Source organism: Telluria sp. AZSoR62 (assembly GCF_058111565.1).
This window is the reverse complement of record NZ_JBYTST010000011.1, coordinates 78,847-92,612: the sequence shown is the minus strand read 5'-3', so window position 1 is coordinate 92,612 and position 13,766 is coordinate 78,847. Positions and strand designations below refer to the sequence as shown.

Here is a 13,766-nt window from a genome sequence, read left to right as displayed (position 1 = left end):
CGTATTGCGCTTTCATGTCACATCTTTGCTCCATCGCGCCAGCCGCCGCCTTCGATGCCGGCCGGGTCACCTGCGCCTACCTGCAGCCGCTCATCGAGACCGCCGCCAGCCGCGGCGTCGATGCGGCGCAGCTTGCGGTGGCAGCCGGCTTGCCTGCCGAAGCCTTGCGCTGCCAGCCCGATTCGCTGGCCGCGCGCGACTACATCGCGCTGCTGGACGCGGGCGCGCGCCTGGCCGAAGACCCGCACTTCGGCCTGCACGTGGGCGAACGCGTGCGGCCCGCCACCTTCTCGGCGTATGGCCTGGTCCTGATGGCCTGCAGCGATTTTCGCCAGGCGCTGGAACAGACGCAGCGCTACGAAGGCCTGGCGCATGACCTGGGCCGCAGCAGCCTCGCGGTCGAGGGTGAGATGGCGCTCTACGGCTGGAGCAGCCACTATCCCGACGCCAGCCGCCACCTGGTGGAAAGCGTGTTCGCCGGCATCCGCGTCTTCGGCAGCTGGCTGGCCGGGCGCGCGCTGGCGCCGCGCCAGGTTGCCTTCACCCACCACAGCGATGCGCCGTTTGAAGAATACCTGCGCGTCCTGGGCGTGGCGCCCCGGTTCGGGGCTGCAGCCAACGTGGCGCAGTTCGATGCGGCGCTGCTGTCCATGCCGGTGCCCAACGCCGACCCGAGCCTGTATCCGGTGCTGCGCCAGCATGCCGAGCGCCTGCTGGGCGAGCGCAGCGCCGCCAGCGGCGGCATCCAGGCGCAGGTGCGCACCGTCATCGTCCAGGGTCTCGCGCACGGCGGCGCGCGCCTGCCTGCGGTCGCGGCGCAACTGGGCATGTCGCCGCGCACCCTGCAGCGCAAGCTGCAGGAGGCCGGCGCCAGCTTCCAGGAAGTGCTCGACAGCGCCCGCTACGAACTGGCGCGCGGCTACCTGCGCCAGGGCTCCTACAGTCTGGTCGACATCGCCTTCCTGCTGGGTTACCAGGAACAGAGCGCGTTCACCCACGCCTTTCGCGACTGGTCGGGCTTCAATCCCGGCGCCTGGCGCGCCGCCGGAAACTGAGCGCCATGGCTGCTGCCGGGCAGGCGTCAGCCGCCTATTCTTGCAAGGGCTATAATTGACGGAATATCGACAGCGCACAGACCGGCTACCGACGTGAACCCACATCTCGACCAGCTCCATCCCTACCCCTTCGAACAACTGCGCCAGCTGTTCGCCGGCGTGGTCCCGAACGCCGACTACAGCCCGATCAGCCTGGGCATCGGCGAGCCGAAACACCCGACGCCGCCCTTCATCGAGAAAGCCCTGATGCATGCAATGGCTGGCCTGTCGAGCTACCCCAGCACCATCGGGGGCGAGCCGCTGCGCGCGGCGATCGCCGGCTGGCTGCAGCATCGCTACGGCATCCCGCCGGTCGACCCGGCTACCATGGTGCTGCCGGTGAACGGCTCGCGCGAAGCGCTGTTCGCCATCGCCCAGTGCGTGGTCGATAGCGCGCGCGGCCAGCGCGACGGCGGCGCCCTGGTGATGAGCCCCAATCCCTTCTACCAGATCTACGAAGGCGCGGCCTACCTCGCCGGTGCCGAGCCGTATTACGTGAACTCGGAACCCGGCCGCAACTTCGCGCCGGACTTCGGCAGCGTGCCGGACGACGTCTGGCCGCGCGTGCAGCTGCTGTACGTCTGCTCGCCGGGCAACCCGACCGGCGCCGTGCTCTCGCTCGAGGACTGGCGCCAGCTGTTCGCGCTGTCCGACCGCCACGGCTTTGCGATCGCCGCCGACGAGTGCTATTCCGAGATTTATTTCGGCGCGACGCCGCCGCTGGGCGCGCTCGAAGCGGCGCACCAGCTGGGCCGCAGCAGCGGCCAGCATCCGTATGCGAACCTGATCGTTTTTTCCAGCCTGTCGAAGCGCTCGAACGTGCCGGGCATGCGCTCGGGCTTCGTCGCGGGCGACCCGCAGCTGCTGAAGAAATTCCTGCTCTACCGTACCTATTGCGGCGGCGCGATGTCGCCGCCCGTGCAGGCAGCATCCATTGCCGCCTGGGGCGACGAGCAGCACGTGCAGGAAAACCGCGCGCTCTACCGCGAGAAGTTCCGGCTCATTACCCCGCTGCTGCGCGAAGTGATGGATGTCGAGCTGCCCGACGCCGGTTTCTACCTGTGGGCCGACGTGCGCCGCACCGGCCTGTCGGACACCGACTTCGCACGCCGCCTGTACGCCGAATATAATGTCACCGTCCTGCCGGGCAGCTATCTTGCGCGCGAGGCGCACGGCGTCAACCCCGGCCGCAATCGCATCCGCATGGCGCTGGTGGCCGGCGTCGACGAAGGACTCGATGCGGCCAACCGCATCGTCGAATTCTGCAAGACCCTGGCCTGAGCCCCCCTTTTATTCACTGAAGATCCATCATGACCCAACAACTCCAGAACATCATCGACACCGCGTGGGAACAGCGCGCGGAGATCAGCCCGTCGAACGCGCCCGCCGACGTGCGCGAGGCGGTCGCCCACGTGCTGGCCGGCCTGGATGCCGGCACCCTGCGCGTGGCGGAGAAAGGCACCGGTAGCTGGGTCGTGAACCAGTGGATCAAGAAGGCCGTGCTGCTGTCCTTCCGTCTCGAGAACAACGTCCCGGTGTCGGGCGGCGATGGCATGCAGTTCTACGATAAAGTCCCGACCAAGTTCGCCGACTACACGCCGGAAGATTTCGCCAGGGGCGGTTTCCGCGTGGTGCCGCCGGCCGTGGCCCGCCGCGGCAGCTTCATCGGCAAGAACGTGGTGCTGATGCCGTCCTACGTGAACATCGGCGCCTATGTCGACGAAGGCGCAATGGTCGACACCTGGGCCACCGTGGGCTCCTGCGCCCAGATCGGCAAGAACGTCCACCTGTCGGGCGGCGTCGGGATCGGCGGCGTGCTCGAGCCGATGCAGGCCAACCCGACCATCATCGAAGACAACTGCTTCATCGGCGCGCGCTCGGAGATCGTCGAAGGCGTGATCGTCGAAGAAAACTCGGTGATCTCGATGGGCGTGTACATCGGCCAGTCGACCAAGATCTACAACCGCGAGACCGGCGAAGTGAGCTACGGCCGCGTGCCGTCGGGCTCGGTGGTGGTGTCGGGCAGCCTGCCGTCCGCCGACGGCAAGTACAGCCTGTACTGCGCCGTGATCGTCAAGCGCGTGGACGCGCAGACGCGCTCGAAGACCGCGATCAATGACCTGCTGCGCGGGGATTGATAGTTAGCTGGACGCTTTACCGTAGGGTGGGCAGGGTAATTTCGGGCAATGCCCTAAATTACAAATGCCCACGCGTTCAACGGACGAACGCACACCACATAATTATCGGGAGACGATGACATGGCCATGGACCGCCTGTTCCAGCTGATGAAGGAGAAGAACGCTTCCGACATGTTCTTCGCCGTGAACTCGCCGGTGCATATCAAGATCAACGGGAACCTCATCCCGATCAACCAGCATCGTCTCGAACCCGAGAACATCATCTCCCTGCTGTCGGAAATCGCCACGCCCGAGCAGATGACGGAGCTGGACCGCGAAAACGAGTTGAACCTGGGCGTCTCCGTGCCCAACCTCGGGCGCTTCCGCCTGTCGGCCTTCCGCCAGCGCGGCTCGATCTCGGCCGTTTTCCGCTTCGTGCCGGCGAATATCCCGCCGATCGGCGAACTCGGGCTGCCGCCGGTGCTGTCCGAGCTGATCATGGAAAAGCGCGGCCTGCTCTTGATCGTGGGCGCCACCGGGTCGGGCAAGTCGACCACCATCGCCTCGATGCTGGACCACCGCAACGAACAGCGCCCCGGCCACATCCTGACGCTGGAAGACCCGATCGAATACCTCTTCAAGAACAAGAAATCGATCGTCAACCAGCGCGAGATCGGCAGCGACGCCACCAGCTTCGGCACCGCCCTGCGCAACTCCATGCGCCAGGCGCCGGACTGCATCCTGATCGGCGAGATCCGCGACAAGGAAACGATGGCCGCGGCCCTGGCCTATGCGCAGTCGGGCCACCTGGTGCTGGCTACCCTGCACGCGAACAACAGCTACAACGCGCTGAACCGCATCATCAGCTTCTACCCGATCGAGAACCGCGCCGCGCTGCTGCAGGACCTGTCTTCCAGCGTAAAGGCGATCGTCTCGCAGCGCCTGGTCAAGTCCGCCGCCGGCGGCCAGCGCCAGGCCGCGGTGGAGGTCATGCTCAACACCCGCTATATCGCCGACCTGATCGAGAAAGGCGAGATCGGCCAGATCAAGGATGCGATGGACAAGAGCCTCTCGCCGGGTTCGCAATCCTTCGAGACCGCCCTGCTGGCGCTGGTGAAGGATGGCGTGGTGACCCAGGAAGAAGCGCTGGCCAACGCCGACTCGGCCACCAACCTGCTCTGGCTGCTCAACAATGGGCCGGAGAGCCAGGGCAAAACCGAAGAGCAGAAGCCGGATGCCGACGCGTCGGGCGCCTCCTTCACGGAATTCACGCTCAATACCTGAGTCCAGCCGTCCGCCCCTGGTAAGCGCCCCTGTGTAGAATCCTCGCAGGGGCGTGCTGTGCTATCCTCCCGCCTTTCCAAAATACCATCGGCCTGCGCGCTCGCGCGGGCGCTAGAACGACGCCCATGACCATTACCCTGCACGGCATCCCCAACTGCGACACCGTCAAGAAAGCCCGCACCTGGTTGCTCGATAACGGCCACGACTTCACCTTCATTGATTTCAAGAAGCAGGGATTGACGCGCGAGCTGGCCGCCGGCTGGCTCGAGCAGCTCGACTGGGAAACCCTGGTCAACCGCAAGGGCACGACCTGGCGCAATCTCAGCGATGAGCGCAAGGCGCAAGTCGTGGACAAGGCCAGCGCCCTGGAGCTCATGCTGGAAAACCCATCCGTCATCAAGCGCCCGGTGTTGCAAGGCGCGGGCCCGGTTTCGGTCGGCTTCTCGCCAGAGCAATACGCTGCAAAGTTCGCCAAATGAAGCCGTCCCGCACCCTGCTGCTCACCGAAGAGCTGATCGCCCTGGACTCGGTCACTCCGCACGACAAGGGCTGCCAGCAGCGCCTGATCGAACTGCTCGCGCCGCTCGGTTTCGCCTGCGAGACCATCGAATCGAATGGCGTGACCAACCTGTGGGCGCGCAAGGGCACAGCGTCGCCGGTGTTCGTCTTCGCCGGCCACACCGACGTGGTGCCGACCGGCCCGGTGCAGCAGTGGGAGTCGGCGCCTTTCGTGCCGACCCGGCGCGACGGCAAGCTGTATGGCCGCGGCGCCTCGGACATGAAGACCTCGATCGCGGCGATGGTCGTCGCCTGCGAGGAATTCATCGCGGCGCACCCCGGGCACAAGGGCTCGATCGCTTTCCTCATCACCAGCGACGAGGAAGGCCCGGCCACGGACGGCACGGTCGTCGTGTGCGAACGGCTGGAAGACCGCGGCGAGACGCTCGACTATTGCCTGGTGGGCGAGCCGACTTCGAACCACGTCATGGGCGACACCATCAAGAACGGCCGCCGCGGCTCGCTCTCGGGCCACCTGGTGGTCAAGGGCATCCAGGGCCATATCGCCTACCCGCACCTGGCGCGCAACCCGATCCACCAGGCCGCGCCGGCGCTGGCGGACCTGGCGGCGGAAGTCTGGGACGAGGGCAATGAATACTATGCGCCGACCAGCTGGCAGGTCTCGAACATCCAGGCCGGCACCGGCGCCAACAACGTCATCCCGGGCAGCATGAGCCTGGACTTCAACTTCCGTTTTTCCACCGCCAGCACCGCCGACGGCCTGGAAGCGCGGGTGCACGCGATCCTGGACCGCCATTGCCTGGACTACACGCTGGAATGGACCCTGTCGGGCCAGCCCTTCCTGACCCCGAAGGGCACGCTGTCCGACGCCCTGTGCGTGGCGATCCAGGACGAGCTGGGCGTACAGACCGAATTGTCGACCACCGGCGGGACCTCGGATGGGCGCTTCATCGCCCGCATCTGCCCGCAAGTGATAGAATTCGGGCCTCCGAACGCCAGCATCCACAAAATCGACGAACACATCGAGCTGCGCTACATCGACCCCCTCAAGAATATTTACCGCCGCACGCTGGAGCAGTTGCTGGCTTAGTTGCTGGCTTAGTTGCCGGCGCATTTGCCGGTATCGTTGCAAAACAGGCAGTAACAGAACCAACAGGACAGGAGAAGGCCATGACCACCACCAATTTCAGCACGCCGCGCGACCTGCTGCGCTATGCCATCACCCGCTTCAACGGCGCCAAGCTGTTCTTCGGCCATGGCAGCGCCGAGGCCTTCGACGAGGCGGCCTACCTGGTGCTGCATACCCTGAAGCTCCCGCTCGACCGCCTCGAGCCCTTCCTGGATGCCAAACTGCTGCCGGAAGAAGTGCTGCAGGTGCTGTCGGTGATCGAGCGCCGCGTCAGCGAGCGCGTGCCGGCCGCCTACATCACCAGGGAAGCCTGGCTCGGCACCTACAGCTTCTATGTGGACGAGCGCGTGCTGGTGCCGCGGTCCTTCATCGCCGAACTGATTCCCAACACCTTCAGCCCGTGGGTGCAGGATCCGGAAGCGATCGAGAACGTGCTGGAACTGTGCACGGGCAGCGGCTGCCTGGCGATCATGATGGCCGACGCATTCCCGAACGCCGTGGTCGATGCGGTCGACATCTCGAAGGATGCGCTGGCCGTGGCCGAGCACAACATCCGCGAATACAAGCTCGAAGGCCGCGTCAACCCGATCGAATCGGACCTGTACACCAACGTGCCGTTCAAGAAGTACAACCTGATCGTCACCAATCCGCCTTACGTGAACAGTGTTTCGATGGGCAAGCTGCCGCCGGAATACCAGCGCGAGCCGCAGATCGCGCTGGCGGGCGGCGAAGACGGCATGGACCTGGTGCGCAAGATCGTGGCCGGCGCCGCCGAACGCCTCACGCCCGAGGGCGTGCTGGTGGTCGAAATCGGCAACGAAGCCGAATACGCGGAAGCCGCCTTCGGCCACCTCGGCCTGACCTGGCTCACCACCAGCGCCGGCGACGACGCCGTGTTCCTCTTGACTGCCGAACAGCTGCAAGCCCAATAACCGCAGGGTGGGCGGGTGTTCCCGCCCACGCGGTGATCCTGATCCTCCGCATCGCCCCGCACACCATCCTTTAGTCACCCATGATCCGATTCCAGAACGTCAGCCTGATGCGCGGCACCAAACCGTTGCTCGTGGACGCCGACCTTACCCTCAACCCGGGCGACAAGATCGGCCTGATCGGCGCCAACGGCGCCGGCAAGTCGAGCCTGTTCGCCATGCTGCGCAACGAGCTGCACGCCGACCAGGGATCGATCGACTTCCCGGCCAAGTGGCGCATGGCCTACGTGGCCCAGGAGACGCCGGCGCTGGACCGTCCTGCCCTGGAATACGCGATCGACGGCGACGTCAACCTGCGCCGCCTGCAGGCCGAACTCGAACGCCTGGAAGCGCACGAAGACATGGATGCGCACGGCATGGCGCTGGGCGAAGTGCATGGCGCGCTGCTCGACGCCGACGCCTACACCGTGCAGTCGCGCGGCGAGCAGCTGCTGCTCGGCCTGGGCTTCTCGCTCGACCAGATGCAGCAGCCGGTGGCGAGCTTCTCGGGCGGCTGGCGCATGCGCCTGAACCTGGCGCAGGCGCTGATGTGCCCTTCCGACCTGCTGCTGCTGGATGAGCCGACCAACCACCTGGACCTGGACGCCATCATCTGGCTCGAGGACTGGCTCAAGCGCTACCCCGGCACCCTGGTCATCATCTCGCACGACCGCGACTTCCTCGACGAAATCGTCAACGTCATCGTGCACATCGACGAGCGCAAGCTCAAACGCTACGGCGGCAACTACTCCAGCTTCGAGCGCCAGCGCGCCGCCGCCATGGTGCTGGCCGCCAGCGCGATGGAAAAGCAGCAGCGCACGCGCGCCCACCTGGAATCCTTCATCAACCGCTTCAAGGCGCAGGCCACCAAGGCGCGCCAGGCCCAGAGCCGCATGAAGGCCCTGGCCAAGATGGAAGAACTGGCGCCGCTGCGCGCCGCCGCCGAATTCTCGTTCGAGTTCCGCGAGCCGCTGGCCGCACCGAATCCGCTGCTGGTGCTGGACAATGTAAATGCCGGCTACCACCTGCTGGACGAACATGGCGACAAGGTCGGCGCCAAGACCATCGTCAAGCGCATCAACTTCTCGCTGCAGATCGGCCAGCGCATCGGCCTGCTGGGCGTGAACGGCGCCGGCAAGTCGACGCTCATCAAGACCATCGCCGGAGAACTGGCGCCGCTGGAGGGCATCGCCACCCTCGGCAAGGGACTGTCGATCGGCTATTTTGCCCAGCACCAGGTCGAGATGCTGCGCCACGACGAGTCGCCCCTGTGGCACCTGGCGAAGATCGCGCCGACCGTGCGCGAGCAGGAGCTGCGCAACTTCCTGGGCAGCTTCAACTTCCCCGGCGAGATGGTGACCAGCCCGATCAAGCCCTTCTCGGGCGGCGAAAAGGCCCGCCTGGCGCTGGCCCTGATCGTGTGGCAGCGCCCGAACCTGCTGCTGCTGGACGAACCGACCAACCACCTCGACCTCGAAACGCGCGAAGCCTTGACGCTGGCGCTGGCCCAGTTCGAAGGCACCGTGGTGCTGGTCTCCCACGATCGCCACCTGCTGCGCGCCACCACCGACGAATTCATCATCGTCGCCGACGGCAAGCTCCAGCCCTTCGACGGCGACCTGGACGACTACAAGGAATGGCTGTTCAAGACCAAGCTGGGCAAGGGTACCGTCACCCTGCCGACGATCGCCGCCACGCCGATCACGGCTGCAGCCACCGAAGCCCGGGCGGCACTGGCGGCCGCGCCGCCGGCCGAGCGCAAGGACCAGAAGCGCATGGAAGCCGGCGAGCGCCAGCGCATTGCCGCGCTGCGCAAGCCGATCGAGAACCGGGTCAAGCGCCTGGAAGAACAGATGGCCAAGCTCAACGAGAAGAAGGCCGCCATCGACGCCGCGCTGCTCGATCCGGCCGTCTACGAGGCCGGCCAGAAGGAGCGCCTGAAGACCCTGGTGGCCGACCAGGCCTTCGCGGTGCGCGACCTGGAGCAGCTGGAAACCGAATGGATGTCGCTGCAGGAGCAGCTCGAAGGCCTGGCCGCCTGAGGCAGGCCAGGGCCGGGCTAGGCCACCTGGCGCGGCTCGGCCGGGGCCAGCGACATCAGGCGGTCGATGTCGATCAGGACCAGGCGCCGGCCCTTGATGGTCCCGAGGCCGATCAGGTAGTCGGCGTCGGCCCGGGCGCCCGGCAGCGGCGCCACCTGTTCCGGATGCAGCCGCACCACGCCCGTCACCCGCTCCACCACCACCCCGACCACGCCGGCCGAGACCCGCACGACGATCACGTCGGTGCCGGGGTCAGGCCTTGCCGGCTGCGCGGAAAAAGCGGCGCGCAGGTCGACCACCGGCATGATCACCCCGCGCGAGAGCGCCACCCCGCCGATGATTTCGCCATCGCTGGAAAAGCGCTCGAGCGACTTGAACGGCTTGAGCTCCTGCACGGCTGCATAGTCGAGCCCGTATTCGAGCCCGCCCAGGGTGAAACCAAGGAACTGCTGGGGTACGGCTAGCGGTTGGTTCGACATGGTGGTTCCTTTCATCGGCATCACCAATGCTAAGGGCGCAGCCTCTGGGGAATGTTGACTGTTGTCAACTAGTGCACCGTGGCGGCGCGTGGATCCGGGTCAGATCCGTCACACCGTCCGTCGTAGCCAGCGCCGGGAACCGTACGGCGCTTGCGCCCCTGCTTCGGTATAGTCCGCCAATGTCATCTTCAGAGAAATATCCCGGCACGCCAGACGGCCGCTATTTCGTTGTTGCGGGCCGCCTCTGGCGCAGCAGCAACCCGGCGCTCGACCCCGTGGATCGGCAGCGGCTGGTCGACCAGCTCATGCGGGCACGCAGGCAGGTCGGCGTGGCGAAAAAGGCGGGCGACCCTGCTGCGCTGCGCGCCGCGCGCGCCCTGGTCGACGAGGCCAAGCGTGCTCTGGGCGAACGGGGGCCGGTATGGTGGCATGACGGCGCGCCGGACTTGAATCGGCGCATGGTCGCCAATACCCCTTATGCCGCCTGGTACGCCGGGCTGCCGGAGCCCGCGTCCTGACCTGTCAGGCCAACCTGCCTGCCGCGTCCAGCAGCAAGCTGACCAGGGGTGCGTCGTTCGGATGCACCAGCACCCTCGCCAACTGCGGGCGCGGCACCAGCGACACGGCCTGGCTTTCCCAACCCATGTCGGCCGGGCAGCCGCCGGTACGGCGCCCGAGGTAGTAGCGGGTCCGGCTGCGGCTGCGGGTCAGGTCGGCAAGAAACCCGGTCAGCACCACCTGCAGCCCGCTTTCTTCGAAGGCTTCGCGTATGGCCGTGGCGCGTAGCGGCACGCCGGGATCCTGCGCGCCTTTCGGGAAGGTGGCGGCATAACCGCCATAGGCGTTGGAGGGATGGACGACCCAGATGCGCCCGTCCGCTTCCTCGATCGCGACCCCGGCCGCGATGCGCATGCCGGCCACCGGCTCGTACACGGGCTCGGTGAACGGGGCGTCCTGGCCTGCCACGGCCGCCCAGCCGGCATCGTCCTGCGGCGCATCGGTCCATGGCTGCAAGGCGATGCCGTTCAGGGCCGCCGGCATTGCGCCGCCGGGAACGACGGTTGCGGCCAGTGCAGGGTCAAACCAGTTTGCGAGCGGCGTCGGTGCGCTCGGCACATCGATCGCGACCGGCTCGCCGCGTTCGTTCTTCTTCGGATGATGGGCAGTCATGCGCGCATCATACGGCAAGGCCCCGGCCCTCAACCGAGCAGCGCGAGCAGCTGCCGGATGTCGGCCGGCTTGACCAGGTGATGGTCGAAACCCGCCGCCAGCGAGGCCTCGCGGTCCTGCGCCCCTCCGTAGCCGGTGACGGCGACCAGCAGGGCGGCGCGCGTGGCGGGCAGCTGCCGCAGCTGGCGCGCCAGCTCGTTGCCGTCCATGCCGGGCAGGCCGATGTCGAGGATGCAGGCGTCCAGCTCCGCCGTCCGCGCATGGTCGAGGGCGCGGTGCGCATCGTGTTCGATATGGACATGGTGGCCCGCCCCTTCGATCATCATGCCGAGCAGCTCGGCCGCATCGACGTTGTCGTCGACCACCAGCACGCGCCGCCCCACGTCCACGCGCTGCGGCGCGCCCTGCCCGGCGGCGCTGCCGGCGCCGGGCGCGGGCGCCGCCATGCGCGGCAGGCAGATCGAGAATCTGCTGCCCTGGCCCGGCCCGTCGCTGTGCACCGCGACCGTGCCGCGGTGCAGCTCGACCAGGCTCTTGACCAGCGCCAGCCCGATGCCCAGGCCGCCCTGCGAGCGGTCCGAGGTGCGCTCGGCCTGGGTGAACAGCCCGAACACGCTGTGCTGTACCTCCGGCGTCATGCCGATGCCGTTGTCGATCACGCACAGGACCACCCGTTCCGGGTGGACCTCCATGTGCATGACGATGCGCCCGCCTTCCGGCGTGTACTTGGCCGCATTGCCCAGCAGGTTGGCCAGCACCTGGACCAGGCGCTTGCGGTCGCCTTCGACGGTCGCATGCTCGGCCGCCAGGTGGACGTCGAGCCGGTGGCGCCGGCCCTCCACCAGGGGGCGCACCTGCTCGATCGCATCGGCCACGGCGTCCTTGACGTCCACCGGCACGGTTTCGAGCGTCACCAGGCCGCGCGTCACGCGCGACACATCCAGCAGGTCGTCGATCAGGCTCGTCATGTGGCCGACCTGGCGCCTGACGATGGCGCTGGTGCGGCGCACGCCCTCGGCGTCGAGCCGCCCGAGCGCCAGCAGCTCGGCGGCGGCGCCGATCGGGGCCAGCGGGTTGCGCAGCTCGTGGGCCAGCATCGCCAGGAACTCGTCCTTGCGCTGGCCCTCCAGGCGCAGCTGCTCCTGGGCGTTGCGTCGCTGCGTGATATCGCGGAAGAAGATCGCCAGGCCCTCGCCCATGGCCGGGTAGACCCTTACCTCGAGCCACACACGCCTGCCGTCGGGTCGAGGGAAAGCGTATTCCACGGTGCCCGCGGCACGGGTAGCCCGCACCTGCCGGCACATGCGTTCGATGTCGGTGCCGACCGATTCGGGGAACACCTCCCAGTGGTTGTGGCCGACGACCTCGCTTTCCTGCCGCTGCACCAGGCCCAGGCCGGTCGCATTCATGCGCGTGATGGTCCAGTCGCGGTCGACCAGCGCGAAGCCTTCGGTCATGGTGTCGAAGATATAGGTGGACTGGTCGCGCTCGGCGCGCAGTTCGGCCTGGACATCGGCGGTTTCCACCGCGGCCCAGGTCCGCTCGGCCATGTCGCGCGCCATGCCGATGTCGTCCTCGCTCCAGTCGCGCGGGGCGACGCTGTGCAGGGTGAGCACGATGCGCAGCGCGCCGGCTTTCACCAGCGGCACGGTCAGGTGGGCGCGCACCCCGACCGCCTCGTGGGCGGCCAGGTTGTTGCGGGTGCGCTCGTCCCGCCCCACGTCGCGCACGACCACGTCCATGCCGGCGCGCAGGTCGTCCGCCACGCCCGGGCCGAAAGCCTCGAGCGTCATCGCCATGCCGGCGACGCTGGGCACTCCCGGACGGCACCAGTCGCGCCGGACCGTGACCGTGCCCGCCGGTTCGCTCACTTCGGCGAACAGCACCCGCGCCAGGCCGAGCCACTCTCCCAGCAGGCTGCTGGCGCCGGCGATGATGTCCTCCACCGCCATCAGGGGCCGCAGGCGATCCGACAGCGCGAGCAGGAAGGCTTGCTGGCGCTCCACCTGGCGCAGCTGCAACACCTGCTCCTCGACCAGGCGGCGCGCCAGGTGCTGCTCGGTGACGTCGGCGCCTTCCACGAAGATCCCGGCCACGGCCCCGTCCTCGATGATCGGCTGGTAGATCACGTTGATGTAGCGGCGCTCCAGGAAATCGGCCGCGCCGCGCCGCACCCGGATCGGGACGTCGTAGCCGAGGAATTCCGTGCTGCTTGCGTACACCCGGTCGAGCACCTCGAACAGTCCCTGGTCGGCCAGTTCCGGCAAGACCTCGCGCACCGGGCGTCCCACATACGTGCGTGGCCCGAGCAGCCCGATGGTGGACTCGTTGACGAACTCGAAGACATGCTGCGGGCCGCGCAGCACCGCCATGAAGCTGGGCGCCTTCAGGAACAGCGTCTCCATGCGCTCGAGATCGGCCTGGAGGTGCAGGTTGGCCTCGAAGACGTGCTGCGCGCGCGTCAGCAGGCCGGTCTGTTCGGCCAGCAGCGTGGCCTGCTCGCCTTCGGCGGCGCCGGCCGCCTGGCGCATGCGCTCGATCCCGGTGACGTCGATCGGATGCTGCATCACCATCTCGACCTCGCCGCCGGGGCCGAATACCGGCGTGTGCGTGATGGTCCAGTAGCGCACCTCGGAGCCGCCGCCCTGCGCTTCGGGACGCGGAATATCGAAGCGCAGCAGCGCCATGGTGTCGGGCCGGCCGGTGGCGATCACGCGTTCGAACGAGGCGACCGCCTGGCGCAGGGTGGCGGGGTCGGTCGGGAAGGCGTCCCAGGCCCAGCGCCCGACGATGTCTTCCAGCGTGCGCCCGGTGAAGGCCAGGTAGGCGCGGTTGGCGGTGACGATGTTGAGCCGGCGGTCGAGCACCAGGTAGGGATTGGGCGAGGCATCGAACAGCACGCCGTAGGGGTGGGCGGAAGGCTCCATGGCCGATTTAGAAATGTTGTGCAGGAATTGGGACTGG

12 protein-coding genes are annotated in these 13,766 nt (G+C 67.4%); 9 read left to right on the top strand and 3 right to left on the bottom strand.

Going from position 1 to position 13,766, the window contains the following annotated elements:
- Positions 1-14 precede the first annotated feature (14 nt).
- The 8 genes from AC3XQU_RS17365 (at position 15) to AC3XQU_RS17330 (ending at position 9,153) form a co-directional block, all read left to right on the top strand.
- Positions 15-1,055, top strand: a complete 1,041-nt coding sequence (locus AC3XQU_RS17365; RefSeq protein WP_489875418.1) for an AraC family transcriptional regulator — start codon at positions 15-17, stop codon at positions 1,053-1,055.
- A 93-nt stretch (positions 1,056-1,148) separates the two neighbouring features.
- Positions 1,149-2,375 (top strand): succinyldiaminopimelate transaminase, encoded by a 1,227-nt coding sequence (dapC, locus tag AC3XQU_RS17360; RefSeq protein WP_489875417.1) that lies wholly within the window; start codon positions 1,149-1,151, stop codon positions 2,373-2,375.
- Positions 2,376-2,404: 29 nt separating this feature from the next.
- Positions 2,405-3,232: a 2,3,4,5-tetrahydropyridine-2,6-dicarboxylate N-succinyltransferase gene (gene dapD, locus AC3XQU_RS17355; protein WP_489875416.1), complete on the top strand. Its 828-nt coding sequence runs from the start codon at positions 2,405-2,407 to the stop codon at positions 3,230-3,232.
- Between the two features lie 120 nt (positions 3,233-3,352).
- Entirely contained in the window at positions 3,353-4,495 is a 1,143-nt protein-coding gene (locus AC3XQU_RS17350) for a PilT/PilU family type 4a pilus ATPase (RefSeq protein ID WP_489875415.1), read from the top strand.
- A 125-nt stretch (positions 4,496-4,620) separates the two neighbouring features.
- Positions 4,621-4,974 (top strand): ArsC family reductase, encoded by a 354-nt coding sequence (locus AC3XQU_RS17345; protein WP_489875414.1) that lies wholly within the window; start codon positions 4,621-4,623, stop codon positions 4,972-4,974.
- Positions 4,971-6,104: a succinyl-diaminopimelate desuccinylase gene (dapE, locus tag AC3XQU_RS17340; protein ID WP_489875413.1), complete on the top strand. Its 1,134-nt coding sequence runs from the start codon at positions 4,971-4,973 to the stop codon at positions 6,102-6,104. Before AC3XQU_RS17345 ends, dapE begins: the two co-directional genes overlap by 4 nt.
- An 80-nt stretch (positions 6,105-6,184) precedes the next feature.
- Complete coding sequence (prmB, locus tag AC3XQU_RS17335; RefSeq protein ID WP_489875412.1) at positions 6,185-7,075, top strand: 50S ribosomal protein L3 N(5)-glutamine methyltransferase; 891 nt, start codon at positions 6,185-6,187, stop codon at positions 7,073-7,075.
- An 80-nt stretch (positions 7,076-7,155) separates the two neighbouring features.
- Positions 7,156-9,153: an ATP-binding cassette domain-containing protein gene (locus AC3XQU_RS17330; protein ID WP_489875411.1), complete on the top strand. Its 1,998-nt coding sequence runs from the start codon at positions 7,156-7,158 to the stop codon at positions 9,151-9,153.
- Between the two features lie 17 nt (positions 9,154-9,170).
- Here AC3XQU_RS17330 and AC3XQU_RS17325 read toward each other — a convergent pair whose 3' ends face one another.
- A complete protein-coding gene (locus tag AC3XQU_RS17325; RefSeq protein ID WP_489875410.1) occupies positions 9,171-9,632 on the bottom strand; it encodes a chemotaxis protein CheW in 462 nt (153 codons plus the stop codon).
- A gap of 179 nt (positions 9,633-9,811) precedes the next feature.
- Here AC3XQU_RS17325 and AC3XQU_RS17320 point away from each other — a divergent pair, with 179 nt between their 5' ends.
- Positions 9,812-10,150: a hypothetical protein gene (locus tag AC3XQU_RS17320; protein WP_489875409.1), complete on the top strand. Its 339-nt coding sequence runs from the start codon at positions 9,812-9,814 to the stop codon at positions 10,148-10,150.
- Between the two features lie 4 nt (positions 10,151-10,154).
- Here AC3XQU_RS17320 and AC3XQU_RS17315 read toward each other — a convergent pair whose 3' ends face one another.
- Together AC3XQU_RS17315 and AC3XQU_RS17310 are read right to left on the bottom strand one after the other, a co-directional pair.
- Positions 10,155-10,802, bottom strand: coding sequence for an NUDIX hydrolase (locus tag AC3XQU_RS17315; protein ID WP_489875408.1), 648 nt, complete (start codon positions 10,800-10,802; stop codon positions 10,155-10,157).
- Positions 10,803-10,831: 29 nt separating this feature from the next.
- A complete protein-coding gene (locus AC3XQU_RS17310; RefSeq protein ID WP_489875407.1) occupies positions 10,832-13,729 on the bottom strand; it encodes a hybrid sensor histidine kinase/response regulator in 2,898 nt (965 codons plus the stop codon).
- Positions 13,730-13,766 lie beyond the last annotated feature (37 nt).